The sequence below is a fragment of the Qipengyuania vesicularis genome (genome assembly GCF_019711415.1).
GTDB classification, from domain to species: Bacteria; Pseudomonadota; Alphaproteobacteria; order Sphingomonadales; family Sphingomonadaceae; genus Qipengyuania; species Qipengyuania vesicularis.
Genome location: NZ_JAIGNJ010000003.1, coordinates 472073 through 497266 on the forward strand (window position 1 = coordinate 472073; position 25194 = coordinate 497266).

The 25194-nt window shown below is 62.8% G+C and carries 27 protein-coding genes; 13 read left to right on the forward strand and 14 right to left on the reverse strand.

What is annotated here, in order from left to right:
• Nucleotides 1-34: 34 nt before the first annotated feature.
• The 3 genes from sufB to K3146_RS11140 all read right to left on the reverse strand — a co-directional run bounded on the left by sufB (nt 35) and on the right by K3146_RS11140 (nt 2949).
• Nucleotides 35-1516 carry a Fe-S cluster assembly protein SufB gene (sufB, locus tag K3146_RS11130; RefSeq protein ID WP_221546352.1) on the reverse strand — a complete coding sequence of 494 codons (1482 nt, stop codon included), beginning with the start codon at nt 1514-1516 and terminating at the stop codon, nt 35-37.
• Entirely contained in the window at nt 1513-1923 is a 411-nt protein-coding gene (locus K3146_RS11135) for an SUF system Fe-S cluster assembly regulator (protein WP_221546353.1), read from the reverse strand. Before K3146_RS11135 ends, sufB begins: the two co-directional genes overlap by 4 nt.
• Before the next feature lie 117 nt (nt 1924-2040).
• A complete protein-coding gene (locus K3146_RS11140; protein WP_221546354.1) occupies nt 2041-2949 on the reverse strand; it encodes a helix-turn-helix transcriptional regulator in 909 nt (302 codons plus the stop codon).
• 375 nt (nt 2950-3324) lie between these two features.
• On the opposite strand from K3146_RS11140, the gene K3146_RS11145 reads away from it, so the two are divergent.
• The 5 genes from K3146_RS11145 (at nt 3325) to K3146_RS11165 (ending at nt 10274) form a co-directional block, all read left to right on the forward strand.
• On the forward strand, nt 3325-4353 hold the full coding sequence (locus tag K3146_RS11145; RefSeq protein WP_221546518.1) for a quinone-dependent dihydroorotate dehydrogenase: 1029 nt from the start codon (nt 3325-3327) through the stop codon (nt 4351-4353).
• A 10-nt stretch (nt 4354-4363) separates the two neighbouring features.
• A complete protein-coding gene (gene ggt, locus K3146_RS11150; RefSeq protein WP_221546355.1) occupies nt 4364-6088 on the forward strand; it encodes a gamma-glutamyltransferase in 1725 nt (574 codons plus the stop codon).
• Between the two features lie 100 nt (nt 6089-6188).
• On the forward strand, nt 6189-7991 hold the full coding sequence (locus K3146_RS11155; protein ID WP_425594597.1) for an AMP-dependent synthetase/ligase: 1803 nt from the start codon (nt 6189-6191) through the stop codon (nt 7989-7991).
• Between the two features lie 209 nt (nt 7992-8200).
• The gene (locus tag K3146_RS11160; protein WP_247711200.1) at nt 8201-9832 is read left to right on the forward strand and encodes a hypothetical protein; all 1632 of its coding nucleotides are present in this window, start codon (nt 8201-8203) and stop codon (nt 9830-9832) included.
• A gap of 55 nt (nt 9833-9887) precedes the next feature.
• Nucleotides 9888-10274, forward strand: a complete 387-nt coding sequence (locus tag K3146_RS11165; protein WP_221546356.1) for a cupin domain-containing protein — start codon at nt 9888-9890, stop codon at nt 10272-10274.
• 511 nt (nt 10275-10785) lie between these two features.
• Here K3146_RS11165 and K3146_RS11170 read toward each other — a convergent pair.
• The 4 genes from K3146_RS11170 to K3146_RS11185 form a co-directional block, all read right to left on the reverse strand.
• Nucleotides 10786-11313 (reverse strand): hypothetical protein, encoded by a 528-nt coding sequence (locus K3146_RS11170; protein ID WP_221546357.1) that lies wholly within the window; start codon nt 11311-11313, stop codon nt 10786-10788.
• Between the two features lie 67 nt (nt 11314-11380).
• Nucleotides 11381-11674, reverse strand: a complete 294-nt coding sequence (locus K3146_RS11175) for a GNAT family N-acetyltransferase (protein WP_221546358.1) — start codon at nt 11672-11674, stop codon at nt 11381-11383.
• A 14-nt stretch (nt 11675-11688) separates the two neighbouring features.
• Complete coding sequence (gene thiS / locus K3146_RS11180) at nt 11689-12660, reverse strand: sulfur carrier protein ThiS (RefSeq protein ID WP_221546359.1); 972 nt, start codon at nt 12658-12660, stop codon at nt 11689-11691.
• Nucleotides 12661-12672: 12 nt separating this feature from the next.
• Nucleotides 12673-13077 carry a MerC domain-containing protein gene (locus K3146_RS11185; protein ID WP_221546360.1) on the reverse strand — a complete coding sequence of 135 codons (405 nt, stop codon included), beginning with the start codon at nt 13075-13077 and terminating at the stop codon, nt 12673-12675.
• Nucleotides 13078-13219: 142 nt separating this feature from the next.
• Here K3146_RS11185 and K3146_RS11190 point away from each other — a divergent pair, with 142 nt between their 5' ends.
• The 5 genes from K3146_RS11190 to rpsI all read left to right on the forward strand — a co-directional run bounded on the left by K3146_RS11190 (nt 13220) and on the right by rpsI (nt 16443).
• Nucleotides 13220-14242, forward strand: a complete 1023-nt coding sequence (locus tag K3146_RS11190; protein WP_221546361.1) for a COX15/CtaA family protein — start codon at nt 13220-13222, stop codon at nt 14240-14242.
• Nucleotides 14239-14559 (forward strand): divalent-cation tolerance protein CutA, encoded by a 321-nt coding sequence (cutA, locus tag K3146_RS11195; RefSeq protein WP_221546362.1) that lies wholly within the window; start codon nt 14239-14241, stop codon nt 14557-14559. Before K3146_RS11190 ends, cutA begins: the two co-directional genes overlap by 4 nt.
• Before the next feature lie 44 nt (nt 14560-14603).
• A complete protein-coding gene (locus K3146_RS11200; protein ID WP_221546363.1) occupies nt 14604-15269 on the forward strand; it encodes a hypothetical protein in 666 nt (221 codons plus the stop codon).
• A 170-nt stretch (nt 15270-15439) separates the two neighbouring features.
• Complete coding sequence (rplM, locus tag K3146_RS11205; RefSeq protein ID WP_221546364.1) at nt 15440-15919, forward strand: 50S ribosomal protein L13; 480 nt, start codon at nt 15440-15442, stop codon at nt 15917-15919.
• Complete coding sequence (gene rpsI, locus K3146_RS11210; RefSeq protein ID WP_221546365.1) at nt 15919-16443, forward strand: 30S ribosomal protein S9; 525 nt, start codon at nt 15919-15921, stop codon at nt 16441-16443. The genes rplM and rpsI overlap by 1 nt, the downstream gene beginning before the upstream one ends.
• 79 nt (nt 16444-16522) lie before the next feature.
• Here the strand turns inward: rpsI and K3146_RS11215 are convergent, their stop codons facing one another.
• The 4 genes from K3146_RS11215 to K3146_RS11230 are packed head-to-tail and all read right to left on the reverse strand — an operon-like array spanning nt 16523 to nt 18786.
• A complete protein-coding gene (locus K3146_RS11215) occupies nt 16523-16720 on the reverse strand; it encodes a hypothetical protein (RefSeq protein ID WP_221546366.1) in 198 nt (65 codons plus the stop codon).
• Between the two features lie 52 nt (nt 16721-16772).
• Entirely contained in the window at nt 16773-17633 is an 861-nt protein-coding gene (locus K3146_RS11220) for a metallophosphoesterase family protein (RefSeq protein WP_221546367.1), read from the reverse strand.
• Nucleotides 17623-18480, reverse strand: a complete 858-nt coding sequence (locus K3146_RS11225; RefSeq protein ID WP_221546368.1) for a diacylglycerol kinase family protein — start codon at nt 18478-18480, stop codon at nt 17623-17625. Before K3146_RS11225 ends, K3146_RS11220 begins: the two co-directional genes overlap by 11 nt.
• A gap of 39 nt (nt 18481-18519) precedes the next feature.
• Nucleotides 18520-18786: a hypothetical protein gene (locus K3146_RS11230; protein WP_221546369.1), complete on the reverse strand. Its 267-nt coding sequence runs from the start codon at nt 18784-18786 to the stop codon at nt 18520-18522.
• Between the two features lie 189 nt (nt 18787-18975).
• Here K3146_RS11230 and K3146_RS11235 point away from each other — a divergent pair, with 189 nt between their 5' ends.
• Nucleotides 18976-19272: a UrcA family protein gene (locus K3146_RS11235; RefSeq protein ID WP_221546370.1), complete on the forward strand. Its 297-nt coding sequence runs from the start codon at nt 18976-18978 to the stop codon at nt 19270-19272.
• Nucleotides 19273-19359: 87 nt separating this feature from the next.
• Here the strand turns inward: K3146_RS11235 and K3146_RS11240 are convergent, their stop codons facing one another.
• The 3 genes from K3146_RS11240 to K3146_RS11250 form a co-directional block, all read right to left on the reverse strand.
• Nucleotides 19360-20088, reverse strand: coding sequence for a LytR/AlgR family response regulator transcription factor (locus tag K3146_RS11240; RefSeq protein WP_221546371.1), 729 nt, complete (start codon nt 20086-20088; stop codon nt 19360-19362).
• Complete coding sequence (locus K3146_RS11245; RefSeq protein ID WP_247711201.1) at nt 20081-21328, reverse strand: sensor histidine kinase; 1248 nt, start codon at nt 21326-21328, stop codon at nt 20081-20083. Before K3146_RS11245 ends, K3146_RS11240 begins: the two co-directional genes overlap by 8 nt.
• An 81-nt stretch (nt 21329-21409) precedes the next feature.
• Nucleotides 21410-22927: a fumarate hydratase gene (locus K3146_RS11250; RefSeq protein WP_221546522.1), complete on the reverse strand. Its 1518-nt coding sequence runs from the start codon at nt 22925-22927 to the stop codon at nt 21410-21412.
• Nucleotides 22928-23086: 159 nt separating this feature from the next.
• Here K3146_RS11250 and K3146_RS11255 point away from each other — a divergent pair, with 159 nt between their 5' ends.
• Together K3146_RS11255 and K3146_RS11260 are read left to right on the forward strand one after the other, a co-directional pair.
• Nucleotides 23087-23683 (forward strand): protein-L-isoaspartate O-methyltransferase family protein, encoded by a 597-nt coding sequence (locus K3146_RS11255; RefSeq protein ID WP_221546372.1) that lies wholly within the window; start codon nt 23087-23089, stop codon nt 23681-23683.
• 18 nt (nt 23684-23701) lie between these two features.
• Entirely contained in the window at nt 23702-25192 is a 1491-nt protein-coding gene (locus tag K3146_RS11260; RefSeq protein ID WP_345724280.1) for a TolC family outer membrane protein, read from the forward strand.
• The last annotated feature ends 2 nt before the right edge of the window (nt 25193-25194 follow it).

The following is a 25194-nucleotide window of genomic DNA, read 5'->3' on the forward strand; positions in this document are numbered from 1 at the left end:
AGCGCTAGGGCTAAGAAGGCGGCGGCTTTCCGCATCACCCCACACTCCCCTCAAGAGAAATCGCCAGCAGCTTCTGCGCTTCGACGGCGAACTCCATCGGTAGCTCTTTCAATACGTCTTTCGCAAAGCCGTTGACGATCAGCGCGATGGCTTCCTCGTCGTCGAGCCCGCGTTGCATGGCGTAGAAGAGTTGGTCGTCGCTGATCTTGCTGGTGGTCGCCTCGTGCTCGATCTGGGCAGAGGGGTTCTTCACCTCGATATAGGGCACGGTGTGCGCCCCGCATTCGTCGCCGATCAGCAGGCTGTCGCATTCGGTGCGGTTGCGCACGCCGTCGGCATTGGCCGCCACGCGCACCAACCCGCGATAGGTGTTGTTCGACTTGCCCGCCGAGATACCCTTGGAGATGATCGTCGAGCGGCTGCCCTTGCCGTTATGAACCATTTTGGTTCCTGTATCGGCCTGCTGGTAGTTATTTGTAACCGCAACGGAATAGAATTCGCCTACGCTGTCTTCGCCGTTGAGTACGCAGCTGGGGTATTTCCATGTCACCGCGCTGCCGGTTTCGACCTGCGTCCAGCTGACCTTGGACCGCGCGCCTTGGCATAGCGCGCGCTTGGTGACGAAATTGTAGATCCCGCCCTTGCCGTTCTCGTCGCCCGGATACCAGTTCTGAACAGTCGAGTACTTGATCTCGGCATCCTCGAGCGCTACCAACTCGACCACGGCGGCGTGCAGCTGGTTTTCGTCGCGCATCGGCGCGGTGCAGCCTTCGAGATAGCTGACGTAGCTGCCCTTTTCGGCGACGATCAGCGTGCGCTCGAACTGGCCCGTATTCTCGGCATTGATGCGGAAATAGGTCGACAGCTCCATCGGGCAGCGCACGCCTTCGGGCACATAGACGAAGGTGCCGTCGGAAAAGACCGCGCAATTGAGCGTCGCGAAGAAATTGTCCTTCTGCGGCACGACCTTGCCGAGCCACTTTTTCACCAGCTCGGGATGCTCCTGGATCGCCTCGCTGATCGACATGAAGATGACACCCGCCTTCTTCAGCTCCTCGCGGAAGGTGGTGGCGACGCTGACGCTGTCGAACACCGCATCCACCGCGACCTTGCGCGCGCCCTTCACCCCGGCGAGCACTTCCTGCTCTGCAATCGGGATGCCCAGCTTCTCGTAAGTCTCGCGGATCGCCGGATCGAGTTCGTCGAGCGATTCCAGCTCGGGCTTCTTCTTCGGAGCGGCGTAGTAGTAGGCGTCCTGATAGTCGATTTCCGGATAGCCCAGTTTCGCCCAATTGGGCTCCTCCATCTCCTGCCACATGCGGAAGGCCTTGAGGCGCCAGTCGAGCATCCATTCCGGCTCGTTCTTCTTGGCCGAGATGAAGCGGACCGTGTCTTCGGTCAGGCCCTTCTCGGCAAATTCGGTTTCGATGTCCGAGGACCAGCCGTGCTCGTACTCGGCCGCCTTTGCGGCAGCTTCCTTCGCTTCGCGGTCTTGAATGTCGACTTGCTCGTTCACGCGAGTTCCTTTTCCTGCGCCAGCTGCACCAGGCTGATGCCCGCGAGTGCGCCGCGCAGCGCTTCGTTCACCATCGGCCAGTGCGGCCTGACCCGGCATTCATGATCGACCGAGCAATCGCTGCCTTCGATACAGGCCGTGAGCGCGATCGGCCCCTCCACCGCCTCGACGATATCGGCGAGCGTGATCGCCGCTGCCGGTCGCGCCAGCTGCAATCCGCCGCCCGCCCCGCGTACCGAGCGCAGCAGGCCGGCGCCGACTAGCTTGCTCACGAGTTTTTGCACCGTGGGCACCGGCAGGCCCGTTTCCGCCGCCAGTTCGGACGCACTCACCCTGCCCCCGCCGCAATGGCGGGCCGCCTGGCTCATCGTGACGACGGCGTAATCTGCAAGGTTCGAAAGGCGCATGGTGCTGGTTCAATCTAAATCGGACGAATCCGTTCCGATTAGCCAGCTATGAGCGCAAAGCGCCATTTTCAACGGAAAACCGCCAGTTGCGAGTCGTTAGCAACTAGCGGCGCGGGCCTACTTCTTGCCCAGTTCCTCGTCCTGGTTCCCGCCGAACAGATCGACCGAGCTGTAGCCGTCCGGTGCGAGGGTCTCCTTCACCACCGATTGCTCCTTGGGCTGGAGCCTTCGCGGGGTGCGCCCGGTGAAATGCCGGATCTCCTTGATCATATGCGCCTGGTCGTAGAACGCCTCGCGGATCTCTGCCTCCAGCTTCGGGGCCAGGTCGGGCATGGCCAGCAGAGTCGCGGCGCGAACGGCGCGGTAGCGGCGGATCAGGCGAACCGGGGGTTGCCCGAAGAAACGCGTGACCAGCCGCTGCACCTGGCGCTCGGAGTAAGGGAGCGCGTCCTGCAGGTCCTCGATCTTGGGCTTGAGGCTGGCCGATAACCATTCGAGCGTGGTGTCGATTACCTGCAAGTGGCGGTCGGACGGGGGCTTGAGCCCGCGACGCACGATGTCGGCCAGCGCGTCGAGTGCATCGGCCTCCTCCATCTCGCCGCTCTTGCACCGCCCGACGATGGCATGCGCCTCCTCGGCCAGTTCGGCAGGCAGGGCTTTCTCGGCCGGAATATACTTATCGCAATATTCGTTGACCGGCAGGCCCGTTAGCGCCGTCCACCCGCGAAAATTGAGCGATACACCGAGCATGAGCGTGTGCGGCACGAGCGTGAAGGGATGCGCTTGCGTGAAGGGGCACTGGAAAAACGCCGGGCTGGGATGTGCGCGGTTGCCATCGGAGAACTCCATGTCGCCACCGCCGCGCAGCGTCAGAACCAGCTGGCCCGAATAGGCTGGCATCACATCATCGACCGGATTGCTGCCTGCACGCAGGATATAGAGTGAGTTCACATAATCGGTCAGATCAGGCGGTGCCTTGACCCATTCGAACCTGTAGGCCTCCTCAGCCTCCTGCCCCCGATTCATAGATTTGCGACCCTGTCTGGTTGTGCGATTACCCGTTTATGACAAGGAGCGTGCGCCTCCGTGCGGCACTCGTCAATGATTTCGTTAATGATCGGTGTGGCTTGAGCGAGGAAATCGATCATGATTCCTGCAACTTGCGCAAAAAAAGGGCGGCCCACGTGGAGCCGCCCCTTGTAGGTGAGAACTCGTTGCATTGCTGCCTCGAGCCCTTCGGGTCGCAAAAAGGCCAATACCGATTCTTCGCTCTGGTTGATTGTATGCACGCGACATCGGCGTTGCATCCAATGCATTTTGGCGGAATTTTACAATGGCTTGAGGCGCCCCTATTTGGCCGCGCTCGACAGCCTCTCGCGCATCGGCCATAGGCGCCGCGCCATGCTCTTCGATCTTGCCCGCCCCGCCCTCTTCGCGCTCGATCCAGAACGCGCGCACAAGCTAACAATCGCCGCCCTCAAGGCAGCACCGCTGGGGCGTGCTGCCAGACCCGGAGCCCTGGCAACCGAAGTGGCAGGAATTTCCTTTCCCAACCCGCTCGGCATGGCGGCCGGGTTCGACAAAGATGGCGAAGTCCCCGACAAGCTGCTCGCAGTCGGCTTCGGTTTTGCCGAGGTCGGTTCGATCACGCCGCGCCCGCAAGCCGGCAATCCGAAACCGCGCCTGTTCCGGCTGGTGGAGGACCGCGCGGTCATCAATCGCATGGGGTTCAACAATGGCGGCGCGGAAGCAGCACGCCAGCGACTCGCTGCACGCAAGGATCGTGGCGGCGTGCTGGGCATCAACATCGGAGCGAACAAGGACAGCGAGGACCGGATCGCCGATTACGCGGAAATGACCCGCATCATGGCACCGCTCGCGACCTATCTCGCGGTCAACATCTCGAGCCCGAACACACCAGGCCTTCGCGCGCTGCAAGACGAAAGCGCCCTCACCGGCCTGCTCGACGCAGTGCTCGAGGCGAGGGGAGCGGACGGCCCGCCAGTGTTCCTCAAGGTCGCGCCCGATCTCGAGCCCTCCGATATCGATGCTATCGCCCGCATAGCTGCGGACAAGCAGCTCGGCGCACTCATCGTATCCAACACTACGATCTCTCGCCCCGATCTGCGCTCACACCACGCCCATGAGGCGGGGGGACTTTCGGGTGCACCTCTACGCAACCTCGCCCTCCAGCGCGTGCGCGACTTCCATAAGGCGACAGGTGGCTCCATCCCGCTGGTGGGTGTGGGCGGGATTGCCAGCGCCGAAGACGCTTGGGCGCGGATCAAGGCGGGCGCGAGCCTGGTCCAGGTCTATAGCGCGATGGTCTATGAAGGCCCCGGCCTTCCGCGCCGGATCACCTGCGGCCTCGAGAAACTGATGCGGCGCGAAGGCTACTCCTCGATTGCAGAGGCGGTCGGAAGCGAATAGGCACCCGGCCATGGACCGCCGAATTATCGCTCCGCTCAGCGCCCTGGCACTTGCCGGATGCGCTTCCACCTCACCGCAAGAAGTGACGCTCGAAGGAGCGGATAACCTCAATTACGCTGGTGGCGGCGCAGTCAGTGCAGCCGACCCGAGGGCACAGGCGGCCGGGGAGGAAATCCTGCGCAAGGGCGGCAGTGCGACCGACGCGGCCATCGCCGTGATGCTCGCGCTGACCGTGGTCGAACCGCAGAGTTCGGGCATCGGCGGCGGCGGATTTCTCGTGCGGGGCGAGTCCGACGGCGATGTGACGACATTTGACGGTCGCGAGACAGCTCCGGCGGCGGCAACGCCCGACTGGTTCCTCGACGAGAACGGCAAGGTCCCGCCTTTCATGGAATCGGTTCGCAGCGGCCTCAGTGTCGGCGTTCCGGGCAATATCGCGCTCGCAGCAAAGGCCCACGCCGCGCATGGTAGGCTGGAATGGTCCGAACTGTTCGAGCCGGCAATCCGCCTCGCGCGCGATGGCTGGCAGATCAATCCGCGCATGAACGATGCGCTCGGCCGCTCGAAAGACCGCGCCGCCCACACTGCCGAAGCGCGCGCCATGTTCTACGACGCTGCAGGGGAGCCGCTGCCGGCGGGAACGCTGGTGCACAACGAAGCCCTTGCCCGCACCTTCGAGAAGATCGCAGCAGGTGGCTCCGAAGCCTTCTACAGCGGCGAGAACGCGCTGGCAGTGGCGACCACGGTTGCTGCCGACACGCCGCATTCGGGCGCGATGACCTATGACGATATCGCCAGCTACGAGGCGAGGGAGCGCGAGGCGGTCTGCAGCAGCTATCGTGCCTATCGCATCTGCTCGATGGGGCCGCCGACTTCGGGCGGGATTGCGGTGCAGCAGATGCTGCTCCAGCTCGAGCGCTTCGACCTGTCGTCGCTGGGGGCCGAGAATCCGGTCACATGGCACCTCTTCCTTGAATCGCAGCGGCTCGCCTATGCCGACCGCGAGCTTTATCTTGCCGATAGCGATTTCGTGAGCGTGCCCGTGGCAGGGCTGCTCGAGCGCAGCTACCTCGCCGAGCGCAGCGCGCTGATTTCCGCCGATAACACTATTGCACAGCCCCAGCCCGGTAATCCGCGCGGTGCGCCGATAGCGCTTGCCGATGGCGATGAGCCCGAAGAGCACGGCACCTCGCATTTCGCCGTGGTCGACGCGGATGGCACGATGGTGAGCTACACTTCGACGATCGAGGGCGCCTTCGGTTCGGGCCTGATGGTCGGAGGCTTCTATCTCAATAACGAGCTGACCGATTTCAGTCGCTCGCCGGAAGTCGACGGCCGCCCGGTTGCCAACAGGATCGAGGGCGGCAAGCGCCCGCGCTCCTCCATGTCACCGACAGTGGTTTATGACCCGCAAGGCGAACCCTTCATGGTCGTGGGTGCGGCAGGGGGCAGCACGATCCCGGTATCGACCGCGCGCGCCATCATCGGTGCGATCGATTTCGGCCTGTCGGCAGAGGATGCTCTCGGCTTGCCGTTCCTTATGGCTTTCGGGGACCGGGTCCTGCTCGAAGAAGGGACATGGCTCGCCGACTCGATGGAAGCGTTCCGCTCTCTAGGCCACGCGCAGCTCCTCGTCCGGCAGGCGCCGATCAAGGGTGGGGCACTGCTGCGCAGGGATGGCAAATGGCAGACCGCCCGCGATCCGCGTCTCGAAGGCTATCTCGACATGCCCTGACCAGTACCCGGGCTCTCTTGCCCAAGCAGGGGCGGGAGCCTAAGCCCCTGCCTTTCGTTGGTCGCACAACAACAGAATACAATCATCGAGGAGCCTGCCCGTGCTGTCGGATATCGATTCCGCCAACAATCTCGTCGAACTCTTCCTCAAACGGGCCGATCAGCGGCCCGACCGCGCCTTTCTCGGCGCAAAGCTGAACGGCGAGTGGCAAACCATAACCTGGGGCGAAGCGGCAGAGCAGGTCTGCCTGCTTGCCGAAAACTTGCGCAAGCTCGGCCTGAAGCCCGGCGACCGCGTGTGCCTCGTGTCCGAGAACCGACCCGAGTGGTGCATTTCCGACCTCGCCATCATGGCCGCAGGCTGCATCACCGTGCCGGCCTATGTGACCAATACGGAACGCGACCACATCCATATCCTCGACAATTCGGGCGCCAAGGCGGTCATCGTGTCGAACGAGAAGCTGCTGGGCCCGCTCCACGGGGCGCTGCAGGCAACAGGCATTGCAGATCACGTTATCGGCATCGAGGACCTTCATCGTCAGCAATCGGGGAGCTTTGGCTTCCATGACTGGGACAAGATGCTCGAGGGCGATGCGGCAGAGGCGCGCAAGGCTGTCGAGGAGCGGATCGCCGGCATCGGGCGCGGCGATACTGCCTGCATCATCTACACCAGCGGCACCGGCGGCGCACCGCGCGGGGTCATGCAGCATCATGGTGCGATCCTGTGCAATGTCGCGGGTGCGGCCGATATTCTGATCGAGGATTTCGGGATCGACGAGGACGAAAGGTTCCTGTCGTTTCTTCCCGCCAGCCACGCCTATGAACATACCGGCGGGCAGTTCCTGCCGATCAGCGTCGGCGCGCAGATCTATTACTCGGAAGGGCTGGAGAAGCTCGCCAGCAATATCGAGGAGACCCGCCCCACGATCATGGTCGTCGTGCCGCGCCTCTTCGAAGTGCTGCGCACGCGGATCATGAAGCAGGTCCAGAAGCAGGGCGGCCTTGCCGAGAAGCTGATGGATACCGCGCTCGAGGTCGGCGAGCGCCGGGCCGAGGGCAAGAAGAAGTTCGGTGACGGTGTGAAGGACGCAGTCGTCGGCCGCTTGCTCAAGCCCAAGATCCGCCAACGCTTCGGCGGACGGATCAAGGCGATGGTGTCGGGCGGCGCGCCGCTCAATCCCGAGGTCGGAATCTTCTTTGAATCGATGGGCCTGACCATGCTGCAGGGCTATGGCCAGACCGAGGCGGGCCCGGTGGTGGCCTGCAACAGGCCGAAGACCGGCATCGCGATGCATTCGGTCGGTCCTGCCATGCGCGGGGTCGAGGTGAAGATCGCGGAGGATGGCGAGATCCTCTGCCGCGGCGAGCTGGTGATGCATGGGTATTGGCAGAACGAGGCCGAGACCGAGCGCACGATCAAGGACGGCTGGCTCCACACCGGCGATATCGGGCACCTCGACGAGAAAGAGCGGATCGTCATCACCGATCGCAAGAAGGACATGATCGTCAACGACAAGGGCGACAATATCGCCCCGCAGAAGGTCGAGGGAATGCTGACGCTGCAACCCGAAATCGGGCAGGCGATGGTGGCAGGGGACAGGCGGCCTTATATCGTCGGCCTGATCGTGCCCGACGCCGAATGGGCGCTGGATTGGGCCAAGGCTAATGGCAAGAAGTTCGACATGAAGGCCTTGCAGGACGATCCCGAATTTCGCGGCGCAGTGCGCAAGGCGGTCGACCGGGTGAACAAGGACCTTTCGGTGATCGAGAAGGTGCGGCAATTCGCCTTCTCGGACGAAGGTTTCACGATCGAGAACGAGGAAATGACTCCCTCGATGAAAATCCGCAGGCACAAGATCAAGGAACGCTACGGCGAGCGCCTCGACGGGCTCTATCGCAGCTAGGCAGCGGTCATTCGGTTAGCGTCGAGTGGCGGGGTCAAATTAAGGCCACGCCAGAAAAACTGTGCCGAAATGCCTCGCTCTCAAGAAAACCCCGTTTCCTATCGAGACTATTCTTTAATTCCTTTCGCTTAGTGGTTACGACGTGATCGGACGCCAGCCGAATGACGGAAGGCTGGACAGGGCTCGATTGAATTTGGGGGTTAATGATTATGTCGACGTCGGTCGTCGCTATGAGCGCGCGTGGTGTGCGGGGTGTAGGAACCTTGCTCGCCGGAATTTCTGCTCTGGCTCTGGCGGCACCTGCCGCAGCGCAGGATGCAGAAGTTCTCGAGCGGCTGGAGCGGCTGGAGCAGCGGCTCGACGCGCTGCAGGCAGAAAACGCGGCGCTTCGCGCGCAGCTGGAAGCTGAGCAGGTCGAGGATCCTGCTGTCATCGCTACGGCAACCGAGGGCGAAGCGCCGGCAGCAACCGCCCAGGACGCCATCCCGGGCGAAGCGCCGACAACCATCGCGCAGGCGTCGGGTCCGGTCGATGTCGTGACCGAGGCCGACGACCCGCGCGAAATGCAGGTCGAGGGTTCGGAAAACTTCCTCGGCACGAATGCCGCTTACGCCTTCGCTATGCTCGACCATGCGGAGAACGTGAACTCCAAGCCGCTCATGCAGCTTTCCGCGCTGCAGGAGGGTGAGCTGCCCGATCGCGTCACCTTGTCTGGCGGCATCACGGCCATCGCGAACTGGCAGTTCGCTTCGTCCGACAGCAAGTTCGGCTATCTGATGCGCCATCCGACGAGCAACAACCAGCTCGGCGACAATGTCTCGGAATTCGTGCTGCATTCGGCCAATTTCGCCTTCACGGCGCGCGTTGCTCCGCGCGTAACCGGGTATGCGGAATTCCTTTACGACCCGCAGCAGAGCTTTGGCAGCGGAACCATCACTGCGCTTACCCGCAACCAGATCCAGCTGCGCCGCGGCTGGATCATGTATGGCGACCTCAACGAGCTGCCGGTCTATGCGCTGGTCGGCAAGATGGACACGCCCTTCGGCCTTCAGGACACCGTCAACCCCTTCACGAATTCGACCAACTGGCACGCGTTTGCCGGTCTCGCCTATGGCGGACAGGTCGGCCTCGTTACGGGCGGCCTGCACCTGCGCGGAATGATCATCCAGGGCGGCGCACAGTTCCGTTCGGCCAACGTGCCGGTGGAGGGAACCAGCGTTCCTTCGCGCGCGAACAACTTCGCCTTCGACGGTCGATATACGCTCAACCTGAGCGACGACGCGCGCGATTCGATCATGATCGGCGCCAGCTACCAGCACGGCACTGCCTATTGTCAGGGTTACCCGGTCTTCCACTTCAATCCGTGTGCAGACAATAACCCGGGCCTCGCCGCCTATGGCCGCCTTAATTACGGTCCGATCACGATCTTGGGCGAATATGCGACCACGACCGAGGACTGGGCGGGCACCGCCGTTCCCGACCCGACCAACCCGCTGAGCATCTACGGCCCGGTCGCGCCGGAATCCTTCACAATCGGCGGGCGTTACGGCATCGGCGAGGTGATCCCGGTGATGCAGCGCCACAGCCTGGCACTCTCGTTCGAATTCTCGAAGTTTATCTCGGGTGAGGAGGGTTCGCCCTGGAACCGGCAGACGCAGAAGGTGCTCGGCCTTTCCTGGTTCCCCGTCCCCAACGTGAACTTGTTCGGTGAGTATATCGACGTGGACGGGTTCGTTCCGCTCAATTTCCTCTCGGGCGGCAACTTCCCCGACGGAAGCACCTGGTCGGAGCGGGATGCGGACACCGACGTGATCATGGCGGGCGCACAGATCGCATTCTAATTCGCGAGCAACCTTGCTACGGGCCCGGCTCGATCGGGTCCAAGGCAAGGGTATTATGCGATATTTCCGAAACAAGAGCGCGGCCATCGCAGGGTTGCTGCTTGGCGGCTGTGCAACGACAACGCATGGAGGCGAGGCCTTGCCCTCCGCGCTGGAGGCGGGCTGGAAGGGCGAGAGCGTCTGCACGCTCCAGCACCAGGGTGAAACGCACCGCGTCCTGCGCTGCACCTTCCCGCCGGGCGTCGGTCACGAGCGGCATTACCATCCGAAGCACTACGGCTACGCGCTGAGCGGCGGCACGATGCAGCTGACCAGCGCGAGCGGCACGCGCACCGCGACGCTGGCAACCGGCTCGGATTACGCGAGCAATGGAGTGGAATGGCACGAGGTGGTCAATGTGGGCGAAACCACGGTGACCTATCTGATCGTGGAGGAACTTTAGGCCAGACAGGAAGCTGACACGTAGTTAGCTTTGGCCCCACTTGTGGTGATGCTTAGCGACCTTTCGGCAGAGGGCTACAAACTGCTGATGGCTTAGAGCGCCCTTGGCATGATTTACCGATCCCGCGCAGATGCGATACTCAAGCCTGTCAACACCGTGATAGTGATCAACCGAGGGATACCGCCCCAGGATCCGATGATTGCGTTGTCCACCGCCCATCGGTTTGTCGTGGTTAAGGCGGTTCCATTCCAATTGTTCACCAGTGTAGCAATCAATACCGTCGCTTTTCAAAACCGCCTTGTGAATAGCCTCACGATACTCATCGATTGGTCGCCGAGCGTTCTTGCCGTCTCGATTGCGACAATTCTGCGCTTGTCGCTCAAGCCAATCCGCATAGCGTTGACAGCCAATCCCCAAATTTCGAACTATGTCAGGCACATGGCGCGAAGATGGGCAATCGCTGACGCACGGCTTTGCTGGCGCACTCATAGCGCTTCAGATTCCCTGATAGCTAAGCAGCCACTTCCTCGATAAATTCCGGATAGAAGCTCGGGGCGCGGTCGCTCCAGCCGGGGGCGGTCGCGGCGGCTTCGCTGAGGCTCTGGAGGAGCATCTTGCGGCGTTCCGGGCGGATCTGCGGCAGCGCGGCGGCGGCGCAGAAGGCGCTCGGCAACCAGGGGCGCGCTTCGGCGCCCAGCAGGCGTTCGTAGAGGAAGCGGAAAGCCGAGAAGCACTCGATGCGTTCCTGCGCGAGGTCGAAGGCGGCAACGCGGGTGATCTTGCCGATGAAGCCTTCGATCTGGTCGAAGCCCGATTCATGCGGGATCGCGCCGCGCAGGGCCTTCAGTTCCTGATAGGCGACATACTGGCTGCGGATCGCGGCGGTCTCGCCCTGCGTGCGGCCCCAGATGCGGAAAGCGTCGCAGCGGCTGAGCCCGATATCGAGGCTGCGGCGGATGTAGCGCTGTTCGGCCGCGGTAAAGCTGGCGAACTCGCGCATTTCGGCAATGGTCAGCGACGCGGCATTGGTAACGGCCATGATTCGACTCCCTGTCGAATCGGACTTTCCACCAATATGGTTAACATTCTGTTCGGAGCGCCCTCGCTTACAGCTCGACGACGTCTTGCCAATCCTCGTTACGCTGGGCGAGGGCCTTGAAGAAGGGGCAGAGCGGGATGATCGCGATGCCCTTTTCCCGGGCATCCTTCACAAGATGGGCGGCGAGCTGCTGTCCGATGCCTTGTCCACGCATGCTCTCAGGTACGCCGGTGTGATCGACGATAATCCCGGTGGTGCTGACACGCGAGAAGGTGATCTCCGCCTCAGCGCCATCGGGCGCGCGATAGACGTAGCGACCCTTGCTATCACCCTCTTCCAATTCGATCGGGAGTTCGCTCACTGCCTGCTCCTTTGTCAGATCAATCCAGCCAACGGGCTCGAGGGATCAGCGTATTTGCGGCGCCCCATGCGACCGGCGAGATAGGCTTCACGGCCGGCCTCGACTGCCAGCTTCATGGCGCGGGCCATGCGCGTCGGGTCCTTGGCTTCGGCGATCGCGGTGTTCATCAGCACGCCGTCGCAGCCAAGCTCCATGGCCACAGCAGCGTCGGACGCCGTACCCACTCCGGCATCGACCAGAACAGGGACATTGGCGCCCTCGACGATAAGGCGGATGGTCACCTGGTTCTGGATCCCTAGCCCCGAACCGATCGGGGCACCGAGCGGCATCACCGCCACGGCGCCAGCTTCCTCCAGCTGCTTGGCGGCGATCGGATCGTCGACGCAATAGACCATCGGGTGGAAACCCTCTTTGGCCAGCACCTCCGTCGCCTTCAACGTTTCGCGCATGTCGGGATAGAGCGTCTTCGCCTCGCCCAGCACTTCGAGTTTGACGAGGTCCCAGCCGCCTGCCTCGCGCGCCAGCCGCAGCGTGCGGATCGCGTCGTCGGCGGTGAAGCAGCCGGCGGTGTTGGGGAGGTAGGTAACCTTCTTCGGGTCGATAAAGTCGGTGAGCATCGGCGCATTGGGATCGCTGACGTTCACCCGTCGCACCGCCACAGTGACGATTTCTGCGCCGCTCGCCTCGAGCGCGGCGGCGTTCTGCTCGAAGTCCTTGTACTTGCCCGTGCCGACGATGAGGCGGCTCTTGAAGGTGTGCCCCGCGACGCTCCAGCTATCTGCGGCCTGCCCACCCCCTACGAAATGTACGATTTCCAGCACGTCGCCAGCTGCGATGGCATGCGACGCGAGCTCACTGCGCGGTGCGATCGTTCCATTATGCTCGACCGCCACCTTGGCAGGGTCGAGATCGAGCTCGCGAACAAGGTCTGCGATGGTGGTAGCGGAGGTGCGGCGGCTTTCGCCATTGACGGTGAGGGCAATCATAGCCCCAGCCACTTAGTCTCCGCAGCGCTCCTTGCAAGCGGCGGAGTGCGCATGGCGCAGATTGAGGATGTGACCGAGCGACACGAGCGCGACACCGATGATCGTCAGGATCGCCTCTTTGAAGCCATGCGGGACGGCCAGCGCGGCCCCCATGAAGGTGAGGCCAGTCATGGCGATCACGAAAGGCGCGGCCATCCGGTGACGCAGCGCGCCCCAGCCTATCGCCACGGCAGCAACCAGCGTCGCGACGAGCAGGCCCCAGCGATGGATTTCGGGGGCGAGGAAGAACTCCCCGCCAATACCGAGGCCTGAAACCAGCACGATACTGGCGAGGCAATGCAGCGCGCACAGGCCCGAAAGCCCGATACCCACCCGGTCGAGACGTTGCCGAATCGGATTGATGGCGCGTTGCAACATGTCATGCTAGATATGTGATAGTATCACTTGATACAAGGGCAGGTTGCGAATTGCGACGTATTTGGTCGCTTGCTGTGGCCGTTATGTCGATTGAGCCATTTGCACTTGCGAAAATGCGCGCCCGGGGGAAGAAGTCGCGGCCATGTCCGACATGACCTCAACGGCCCGTCCGGGGCTTCTCGCAAACTGGCTTTTCATCGTCGCTGCACTTGTCGTGGTGATCGTAACGGTAGGGGGCATCACTCGCCTCACCGAGAGCGGTCTTTCGATAACCGAATGGAAGCCGTTGCTCGGCGCTCTTCCGCCGATGAACCAGGCCGACTGGGAAGCCGAGTTCGAGCTCTACAAGAAGATACCCGAATATATCGAGATCAATGGCCCCGCGGGCATGGATCTTGAAGCCTTCAAGTCGATCTACTGGTGGGAATGGATCCATCGGCAACTCGGGCGGCTGATCGGGCTTGCGCTTGCCGTGCCGCTCGCGATCTTCGCCATCCGCAAGATCATCCCGCAGGGGTATTTCTGGCGGCTTTTCGCCCTGACCGCGCTTGTCGGGCTGCAAGGCAGCTTCGGCTGGTGGATGGTCGCCTCCGGTCTCGAGACGCGAACCGATGTCAGCCATTTCCGCCTCGCCATCCACCTCTGCACGGCACTCGTCCTGCTGGGCGGTCTCGTCTGGACGGCACTGGACCTGCGAGCACTTGCTCGCGGCGAAGACAGGCCCGCACGCATGACCCGCGTCGCTGGTTGGACGGGAGCGATCCTGTTCGTCCAATTGCTGCTCGGCGCTTGGGTCGCCGGCCTGAATGCCGGTCTCGCCTCGGACAGCTGGCCGCTGATGCAGGGGCGTTTCGTTCCGGAATTCGATGACTCGCAAGGCCTGTTCTGGGCTATGACCCACGATCCCTTCCTGATCCACTGGATGCACCGGTGGTGGGCCTGGGTCGCGGTTGCCGCCCTCATCGTGATGGCTCGCAAGGTCAGGCCGCTGGAAAGGAAGGCTTCGATCGCGATCCATTCGGCATTCGGCATCCAGATCCTCCTTGGGATCGGCACCGTCATGACCGGGGTCGAGTTCCACCTTGCGGTCCTGCACCAGCTGGTCGGCGCTCTGCTTGTGGTCGCCTATGCCTGGGGGGCTCATGTCATCGGCAGGCGGGCGTGACTGCGCTCATCTATTGCCCGTTCCCTGACGCCGAGTGCGCTGAGAAGATCGGCGGCCAGCTTCTCGACGAAGGCCTGATTGGTTGCATCAACATCGGGAGCCCGATTGTCTCGCTGTTTGCGTGGAACGGCGAGCGCGGGAAGGGTCGTGAATGCCCTGCGCTGATGAAGACCGATGCTCGATCGCTCCGCGACGCCATGGATCGCCTCGAGATGCTGCACCCCTATGATTCGCCTGCGATTTTTGGCTGGCCTTGCGAGGCCGGCGCTGCAACAAGCGCCTGGCTGGGAAGTCTTGGCAAGGGGGACGAGGGGTGAGCGGATCGAGCCGTCGGCGCGCGCTGGAGATTATGGGTTGGGCCATGGCAATGTCTGCCTTGTCATTGCCTGTACGCCTTGCGGCGGCGTCGAGAGTGCAATTCCCGGCAGGTTCTTTCATCCTCCAACGCAAGCTCGAACGCGGGTTGGGCGATGGGGCGGCTGTCGTCGTCACCCGTGACTGGGAATGCCGGTTCCGTCCGCAAGGCGAAGGGGCTCTCATCGAGGCGCGCCAAGTCTTGGTCGAGGTCGATGCCCCGCCGATGCTTGCCGCTCTGGCGGACGTGGAGCGCCGCCGTGACGTCGCAGGCCTGTTCCCGATGACCCTCGACGGAAGAGGGCGGATCGCCGGTTGGTCAGAGGGGCAGGCGGGGCTCGAAGAGGCCCTGCAAGAGGCCAAGAGCTTCATGGAACGGCATCTCCCGGCTCCCTCGGATGCGCGGGATGCGAGGCAATATCTCGCAGCGATGAGCCAGACTGCGGCCGCAGCGGTCAGCCAGGTTCCGCGGGACCTGTTCTTCCCCCAGACCGGCGAGCGCAGTGCTGAGCGCGCGCTCGAACTGCCCGGTGGGGGCGAGGGGCGTTACGAGGTGACCATCCGCGCCAGCGCACGAGAAGCAGATGGCCTCCTGGAAATGAGCGAACGGCGCATCGTGACCCATCTTGGCGACAGCCAGAGAGCATCGCGGGAACGCTGGTCGATCACCTGAGTGCACATAGTGGAGTATTATTTTACCCCACCCACGACCCGCAGAAAAGCTTGACGAATCGCCCATCCAACGCCATTTTGCGCCCGCTAAGCGGCTCCTCGTGAGGGGCCGCGCATTCGTTTAGTGCCAACAAGCATGGCACGATAACTCGAGCAAACGGACACAAGCCCATGAAGGCTCTCACCAAGGTGACCCAGTCGGCCAAGCCGGCAGAGGTCGAAAAGGACTGGCACATCATCGACGCCGAGAATCTCGTCGTCGGCCGTGTTGCTGTCATCATCGCCAACATCCTGCGCGGTAAGCACAAGCCGAGCTACACCCCGCACGTCGATTGCGGCGACCACGTCATCGTCATCAATGCCGACAAGGTGAAGTTCACCGGCAAGAAGATGGACGACAAGATCTATTACAAGCACACCGGTCACCCCGGCGGCATCAAGGAAACCACCCCGAACAAGGTTCTGGGCGGTCGTTTCCCCGAGCGCGTGCTTGAAAAGGCCGTGCAGCGCATGATCCCGCGTGGTCCGCTGGGCCGTGCGCAGATGCGTGCACTCCACCTCTACAACGGCACCGAGCATCCGCATGAGGGCCAGAAGCCCAAGACGCTCGACGTCGCTTCGATGAACCGCAAGAACAAGGCTGTTGCGTAATGGCTGACGAAACCAAGAACGAAACCGTCTCGGATCTCGCCGATCTGAAGGACATCGCTGGCGACGCGCCGCAGGGTGATTCGGCAGACATCGCCGCCAAGGCCGACGTTCCGCTGCGTGAGCAGGAACTCGACGCACAGGGCCGCGCCTATGCAACCGGTCGTCGTAAGGACGCCACCGCACGCGTCTGGCTCGTCCCCGGCAGCGGCAAGATCACTGTCAATGGCAAGGACCAGGAAGTCTACTTCGCACGTCCGACCCTGCGCCTCGTGATCGATCAGCCCTTCGCCATCACCGAGCGCCAGGAACAGTACGACGTTGTTGCCACCGTTCGTGGCGGCGGTCTTTCGGGCCAGGCCGGTGCGGTCAAGCACGGCATCGCACAGGCTCTCGCCAAGTACGAACCGGCCCTGCGTTCGACGGTCAAGGCCGCCGGCTTCCTCACCCGCGACAGCCGCGTGGTCGAGCGTAAGAAGTACGGCCGCGCCAAGGCACGTCGCAGCTTCCAGTTCTCGAAGCGCTAATCAGCTCTTCGACACTGCCGATACGAGAAAGGGCGGCCCCTCGCGGGACCGCCCTTTTTCTTTGCCTGCCGCTGTCGAGTCAGCGCTGCATGATCATCAGGCCCCAGGCGAGCCCGGTGCCGGCGAAGAACAATGGCCAGCTCCACCAGAGATCGTACTGGTAGATGTCGGCGCGAAAGATGTTGAGATAGCCGCCACTGCGCCCTTGGCTGCCGATAACCAGCGCCACGACGTAAGTGAGAATGCTGCCCAGCGGGACTGCTTTGAAGAATTCCATCCAACTTCCCCGATTCCGCGCGAGATCATCGGAAAATCTGGTTTAGAACTGGTTAATGCACCGGCGGATCGACGCGGGGCACCTGCCGCACGGGGGCGATCGGCTCTCCGGGCAGGCGTGGAGGCATGGCATTTTCGGGGACATCGTCGATCTGCATGTCGCGTGTTTCGACATCCTCCAGGTTGCGAACGCATACCGAAAGACGCTCTCCGTCCCATTCCAGCTCGTTGAAACTGGGCGGGGTGGACCGCGTGCGTTTGGACAGCGTGCCCGCACCGATCATCCTGACCGGCCCCTCATCGGTTTGCTCCAAGATGTCGAAGGCATCGTGGACGTGGCCGGATAGAACCGCTTCGACCGGTCGCTTCGCCAGCTCGCGCAGGGCCTTGTCACCATGTTTGGTAAGGGCTGTGCCTTCGGTCCCCACCTCGCGCAGCGGATGATGGACGGCTACCAGGGCCCGCTTGCCTTCGGGCAAGGCATCGATTGCGGCGAGACAATGCTCGAGCGCCGCCTCGGTCACCCACCCCTTCGACCAGTTGAGGCGCGGCTGGGCGCGCACCGCGGTTTTCAGCGGCACGATCGACAGGCAGCCGAGGTCGAGTTCCTTCTCGACCTTCTCTTTCATCCCGCGAAATCGCTTGTAGGGATCGAGGAAGCGCTCGATCGGGTTGAAATAGGGCATGTCATGATTGCCCACCTCTACAGTGACCGGCACGTCGAGCGAGTTGATCCAATGGGTCGCAGCTGCAAACTCGCGGTGGCGGGCCCGCATTGTAAGATCGCCCGTGATGGCCACCGCATCGGGTTGCTGCTCGGCGATCTCCTGCTTGACCCAGTCCAGGGCCCTGTTGTCCTCCAGTCCGAAATGGATGTCCGAGAGGTGAAAGATGCGCCGCGATTCAGAAGCCATGATGCGTCGCTAGCAGATCGACTTCGCAGGGTGCCACCGTGAACTTGGCTTTCTTGGGGAGGGTGGCGGTTTCCCCGTCGATGAGAATGTCCAGCGGCTCTCCATCGCAGGTTTCCAGCGTCACCTCGTCGACCAGGCCGAGCCGCGTATGCGGCCCTTCGCGAAAGTTTCTTCGAAGCAGGGCAAGGCTCTGCCGCAGGATCTCGCCTGTCCCTTCCGCATGGTAGGCATCGAGTTGCATGCCGCGGTGGCTAGGTGTGAACTCGATCAGCGGATAGCCATCCTGACGACCCAGGCGGGGATCGCAGCATCGGACCATCGATCCGCCCGTGGTCTCGCTGATGGCGTCGCTCGCTCCTTCCGCGATCCCAGGTATGTCGAAATCGCGCATGGCCTCGCGCACGCCCGCCCAGGCGGTGCCTGGTCCTGCGAGCAGACCAGCCAGCGCGTCTCCCTCGGCGCAGCGAATCATGATCGGGCGCACGGCCCGCGACGCGCCTGTGGCAACATGCTTGAGGATGAGGCCGGGCTCTGCCTCGGGACCGTGGAGACGCTTGCTGAGAAGATTCATCGTGCCGCCGGGCAGGACGATCACTGCGCCGTCCCACCCCGACAGATTGGCAATCGCCGCGTTGAGCGTTCCGTCCCCGGTGAAGATCGCCAGCTGGTCGATCCCAGCATTCTCCAGATCGCTAGGTGTCGGAAGGCGGTCGTCCGGAAAGGCAAGGATCCTTGCAACCGTAAAGCCGGCCTCCCGGCAGTCCGCCCCCAGCAAGGCAAGTGCGCGATCACTATTGCTGCCGCTGCGGGAATTCGTGAGCAACCAGATGGGCTTGTCGGCAGGCATGGAGCAGAAGCGCGCCACTCATTCGCCGGTTCCCGCCGCTCAGATCCTTCCTGTCAGGATAAGCCAGCCGGTGGCAAAGTTCACTAGGCTGTAGATCGCATAGGCAATCGCCATGCCCGGCCAGCCGTTCCCCGCCAGCAGCATCGCGGCCAGCAGGATGAAAAACTCGAAACCCAGAGAGAACTTCCCGCCTCCCGACCTGTAGAAGCCCGGCAACGCATCAAGCATCGGGTGCCGGCTCTCCAGCACTGCCTTGTGGACGGCGAAATTGCCGATTCCCAGGATGAAGAGGAAAATAAGCACCATGTTTCAGATATAAGTACGCCGTTCGTGGATTGCCATTCGCGCTTGGTCCCTGCCGCTGCGCTTCTGGTCAAATCGCGGTCAACGCTCGTCGATACTGACGTGCGACTACAGATGTAGCCATGTAATACAGAATTCGCGACGGGCCACCCCAGTCCCCCAGACCGGCCCGTCGCGATTTTGGAGGTTACCATGAAGAAGACACTCACGACGATTGCCCTGCTCGCCCTTGCGACGCCCGCCGTGGCTGCAGAGGACCAGAGCGGTTTTACGATTGAATACAAGGACCTGAACCTCGGCACCGAAGAGGGCCAGAAGGTCCTGATGGAACGCATCGACGATGCGGCTCGCACGGCCTGCGAATTCAATCGCAGCCGCACCGGTTCGCGTCTCCGCAGCGGAGACGTGAAGCGTTGCTACAAGGAAGCGAAGAAGCAGGCGATGGCTCAGTTCGCCACACTGATCGAAGAGAATGCAGTAGGCGGCTGACCTCAGCCAGCCCCTCTGCGCCCCGGCCGGACCTGCAGTCCCCCGGCCGGGGCCTTTTTTGTGTCCGGTGTCATGGCCGACGCGCGTCTAGCGTCCGGCCATCGCCTTGACCTTGGGCAGATAGGTGCGCCCGATCCGCAGCGCTTCGCCATCGTCCATTTCCGCCGACCACACGCCGAGACCGTCATGGCGCAGGCCCTTGATCCGGTCCTTTCGCAGGATGGTCGAGCGGTGGATGCGGATGAACTTGGCCGGGTCCAGGCGCTTCTCCAGGCCGGCAATCGTTTGCAGCAGCAGGTAGGTACGGTCTTCCACGTGGAGCCGCACGTAATCGCGCTCGGCATCGATACGCGAAACTTCCTCCGTATCGATCCGGATCAGCTCGCTGCGGTGCGGGATCCAGAGCTCCTCGAGCCACTTGCTCGCTTCCCCGCCCCCTTCACCACGACGGGCCAGCGCGCGCTGTATCGCACGCTCCAGCCGATCCGGCTTCACCGGCTTGAGGACGTAATCGACAGCGTCGAGATCGAATGCCTCGACGGCGTAGTTGTCATGCGCGGTGACGAAGACAACGGCAGGCCGCTCTTCATGCTTGGAGAGCGATTTCGCGACCGAAAGTCCGTCGACTTCGGGCATCGTCATGTCGAGCAGGATCAGGTCCGGCTCCAAGGCTTCCACCAGCCGCAAAGCCTGACCGCCGTCGCTGGCCGTACCGACCACGTGGAGATCATCGATCTTGCTGCAGATGACCTGCATGCGCTCCACCGCAAGCGGCTCGTCATCCACGATCAGCGTTCGCAATTTCTCTTCAGCCATGCCTCACCATGGGTAGTCTCAGTTCCGTCTCGTAACCTCCGAGCGCCTGGCCCGAGGATATGCTGGCCTCGTTCCCGAAGCGCGCCTCCAGTCGGTCGCGGACATTGGCGAGGCCGATCCCGAAACCGCCCGAATGACCGCTCGGCAAACCGGGCCCGTCATCGCTTACCCGGATGACCAACCGTCCGTACTCTTCGCGTGCCACGATCGAAATCGTCACCGGACGATTGCTTGCGGACACGCCGTACTTGACCGAGTTTTCCACCAACGGCTGCAGGATCATTCCCGGCACCTTAAGCTGGGCGAGGTCATCCGGCAGGTCGACGCGAACCTTGAGTCGTTCGGGAAAGCGTACGGATTCGATCTCGAGGTAATGCTCTTGCAGGTCGATCTCGTCCTCGAGGCTGACATCTCCGGTCGAATCGTCCGCCAGCGAATGACGGTAGAATCGCGAGAGCGACTGGATCATTTCCTCGGCGCGGTCGCTCTTTCCGGTCATGACCAGCGAAGAGAGGGAATTCAGCGTGTTGAACAGGAAGTGCGGATTGACCTGGTAGCGCAGAGATCGGAGTTCTGCCGCCTTTGCTGCGCTCCGGAAACGTTCGCCGCGGCGCTCGGCCGCGCGGACCCGCGCTCCGGCAACGAAGGCTATATATAGCGCGGCCCAAGCAAGCAGCAGGAAGTAGCGACTGAGGGCCAAGTCGGTCAGGCGCCGCCAATAGTCGGCCACGGTCGGCGCCGGTTCGATGACGATCGAGGCCGGGGGCGTATCGCCGTCCGCCCTATCGCCCTGCCCGCTTCCCGGAATCCCGTCTTCGGTCATCCCGCCCGGGATATCGAGCAACAGGTTGCCCGATTCGTCGCGGCGAATGGTCAGGCCCTGCTTCTCGCCCATCTTCTGGCGCACCTTGTCCTCGATCGGCGCGAAGACCATGGTGTTGATCTGGGCGATGGCCAGCGAGGCAGGAACGGCGGCAACGATGGCAACCGCCACCTTGAACGACAGGCTGCGCGCATCGAACAGGCGCAGGAACAGCCAAAGGAGCACTGTGATGCCGGCGCCCGCAATGCAAACGACGAGCCGGCGCCACAGCAGCTCGTCCTGCATCTCCAGCCCGACCACGGCACCGCGTGCGGTAATCAGCAGGAAATAGGCGATCCACAGGCCGATGATGGATAGGACCACCACCTTGACCGGCGCGCGCGCATCGTCGCGATTAATCTGACGTTCAGTGTCCAAAACAGGCGATATGTGGCGATTTCGTTGCGAAAAGGCCAGAGCCGCCGTCGAACTTGCACTGCCGTTGGTCGAGCGGCGATGTCATTCGGCAGGTTCGACTTCGCCTTTCGCGATCTTTTCGCGCCAGCGAGCGGGGGCCAGTGTGTGCACATTGTTGCCCGCCGCGTCGACCGCAACGGTAACAGGCATGTCCTGCACTTCGAACTCGTAGATCGCTTCCATCCCGAGATCTTCGAATGCGACAACTTCGGCGCCCTTGATAGCGCGGCTGACGAGATAGGCGGCACCGCCGGTCGCCATCAGATAGGCGACCTTGAAGCGGCTGATCACCTCGACAGCGTCATGCCCGCGCTCGGCCTTGCCGATCATGGCGAGCAGGCCAAGGTCGAGCATCATCTCGGTGAACTTGTCCATGCGGGTTGCCGTGGTGGGGCCAGCCGGGCCGACGACTTCGCCCATCACCGGATCGACCGGGCCGACATAATAGATCGCGCGCCCCCTGAACTCGACCGGCAGCTCCTCGCCGCGGGACAACATGTCCTGGATGCGCTTGTGCGCGGCGTCGCGGCCGGTAAGCATCTTGCCCGAGAGCAGGAGGCGATCGCCATGCTCCCAGCTCGCCACTTCTTCGGGTGTCAGATGGTCGAGGTCGACGCGCTTGGCGGCCGCGTCGGGCTGCCAGGTGACATCGGGATATTCGTCGATGTTCGGCGGGTCTAGATAGGCCGGGCCCGAACCGTCGAGCGTGAAATGCGCGTGGCGCGTGGCGGCGCAATTGGGGATCATCGCCACCGGCTTGCCTGCCGCGTGGCAGGGCGCGTCGAGAATCTTGATGTCGAGCACTGTGGAAAGGCCGCCCAGCCCCTGAGCGCCGATACCCTGCGCGTTGACGGCATCGAAGATATCAATCCGCAATTGTTCGATATCGGTCTGCGCACCGCGCTGCTTCAACTGGCCCATGTCGATCGGGTCCATCAGCGAAAGCTTGGCCAGCTTCATGCAGTGCTCGGCCGTACCGCCGATGCCGATCCCGAGCATTCCCGGAGGGCACCAGCCCGCCCCCATACTTGGGAGCTGCTCGACCACCCAGTCGACGATATTGTCGGACGGGTTCATCATCTTGAACTTGGACTTGTTCTCGCTGCCACCGCCCTTGGCCGCGACATCGACCGAAATCGTATCGCCGGGCACCATCTCGACCGACAGCACGCTGGGCGTATTGTCGCGCGTGTTGCGGCGCGTGAAGGCAGGATCGGCGAGAATGGAGGCGCGCAGCTTGTTGTCGGGGTGGTTGTACGCCTGCCGCACACCTTCATCGACAACTTCCTGCAGGCTCCGCTTGGTATCAAGGCGGCAGTTCATGCCCCATTTCACGAAGACATTGACGATGCCCGTGTCCTGGCAGATCGGGCGATGGCCCTCGGCGCACATACGGCTGTTGGTAAGGATCTGCGCGATGGCGTCCTTGGCTGCGGGGCCTTTTTCGGCCTCATAGGCTTCCCCAAGAGCCCGAATGTAATCCATCGGGTGGTAATAGGAGATGTACTGGAGCGCGTCCTTTACGCTCTCGATCAGGTCTTCTTCCTTGATGACGGTCATGTCGCTCATCGCCGCGCGTTCCCATGTTGCAGAATTGCGCTCCCCGATAGGCGCGTTTGCCGTCATCGGTCAAAGCGCTTGGAAGCAAGGGGTCTTGCGCCTAAGTGAACTCACAGCTTGCAAAGCCGTGTTATCGATGTAATACAGCACCGGATTGATATGACCACTACAACCAAGACCCGCCCCGACTACGCCGCCGCAAGGAGGGCGATGATCGACAGCCAGCTGCGCACCAGCGGTGTGAACGAGCCTTTCGTGCTTGAGCGCATGGGCACGGTCGCGCGCGAAGATTTCGTGCCGGAAGCCGCCAGGGGCACCGCTTACATGGACCGCGCCATCCGTCTGGCGGACGGCGGTTCGCTGCCCGCTCCGCTGTTCCATGGCGCCATGCTGGCAGAGGCGCGCCCCTCGGGCGAAGACAGTGTTCTCGTAATCGACGGGGGCAGCGGCTACCTGACCGCACTGGTCGAGCCACTGGTCGCTTCGGTGAAGACAATTGCTGCAACCGACGCGCCGAAGGCGAAGAAGGGCGACTATTCGCTCGTGCTGATCGATGGCGCGATCGAGCATGTTCCGGCAAACCTTGCCAAGCTGGTTGCCGAAGGCGGCCGGATCGTGACCGGCCTCGTCGAGCGCGGCGTCACCCGCCTCGCCACCGGTCGCAAATCGGGCAAGGCGCTTGCCCTGCTGCCGCTCGCTGAAATGGGCGTGCCGCGCATGGGCGCATTCGACAAGCCGGAAAGCTGGAGTTTCTGAATGTTTGGGGGAGGGGTCGTGAAGAAGCTGGCACTATCCGGAAGCGTTATCGCGGTCGCTTTCGGCTCGGCGCCTGTGCATGCGGACACGCTGCAGGAAGCCCTCACCGACGCCTATCTCAACAACCCGACTCTCGAAGCGGCGCGCGCCAACCAGCGCGCCAATGACGAGAACGTCCAGATCCAGCGCTCGCAGGGCCTCCCGAGCGTTACCGGGACCGCCAATTACACCGAGGTTTTGAGGCAGAATAACACGAACTTCTTCAATCCGAGCCGCATCCTGACTGCGGGCGCGGATCTCGGTGTGCCCATCTATTCGGGTGGTGCGGTGCGCAATGGCGTGAAGGCAGCCAAGGATCGCGTCGAAGCGGGCCGCGCTGACTTGCGCGGCCTCGAAAGCGCGATCTTCAGCCAGGTCGTCGCCGCTTATATGGACGTGCTGCGTGGACAGGCTTTGGTTGCGCTGTCGGCAAACCAGGTCGACGTCCTGTCGGTCAATGTCGAGGCGACGAGCGATCGCTTCGAAATCGGCGATCTGACGCGGACCGATGTCGCCCAGTCCGAATCGCGATTGGCGCTCGCCCAGGGTGACCTGCGAAGCGCCGAGGCAAACCTGATTTCGGCGCGCGAAACCTATATCGCACTGACCGGCGATGCGCCTGACAACCTGCAGCCTCCGCCGCCTCTTCCGGGGCTTCCGGCTTCGGCGGACATGGCTGTCGACATCGCGCTCGACAACAATCCCGACATCATTGCTGCTCGCGAACGCGCATCGGCCGCACGGTCCGATGTCGAGGTTGCGGGCGCCGGTCGCCTGCCCACGGTTTCGATCTTCGCGGGATACGACTACCAGAACGCCCTCGGGAGCATTCCCGATATTCCGCCCGATCCGGATGTGCCGGGCAGCCAGCCGATTCCGGTCGACCAGACCGCCACCGGCGCCCAGGCAGGTGTTTCGCTACGGATGCCGATTTTCCAGGGGGGCTTGCCCGCCGCGCGCCAGCGCCAGGCGAGTGCCCGGGCCACTGCGGCACTCGAGGATGTGATCGCCGCAGAACGCGATGTGATCGCGCAGACGCGCGCCGCCTATTCGAGCTGGCAGGCCAGCCTCGCGATCATCGAGAGCTCGCAGGCCGCCGTCGATGCCGCATCGCTCAGCCTCGAAGGCGTGCGCGCGGAGAACTCGATCGGCAACCGCACGATCCTCGATGTGCTCAATGCCGAGCAGGAACTGCTGTCCAGCCGCGTCCAGCTCGTGACGGCACGTCGTAACGCCTATGTCGCGGGCTTCTCGCTGCTGGCCGCGATGGGCCGCGCCGAAGCGCGCGACCTTGGGCTTGGCGATGAGGGCGTGCTCTACAATCCGCTCGACAATTACAACCGCGTCAGCGGGAGCATCTGGGACTGGGGCCGCGACCCCGAGCCGGAAGCCAAGAGCACTTCGACCGCGAACATCCCTGCACAGACTGCGGATATTCCCGCAATTGAAGAAAGTGACGAAACCCCTTAGAT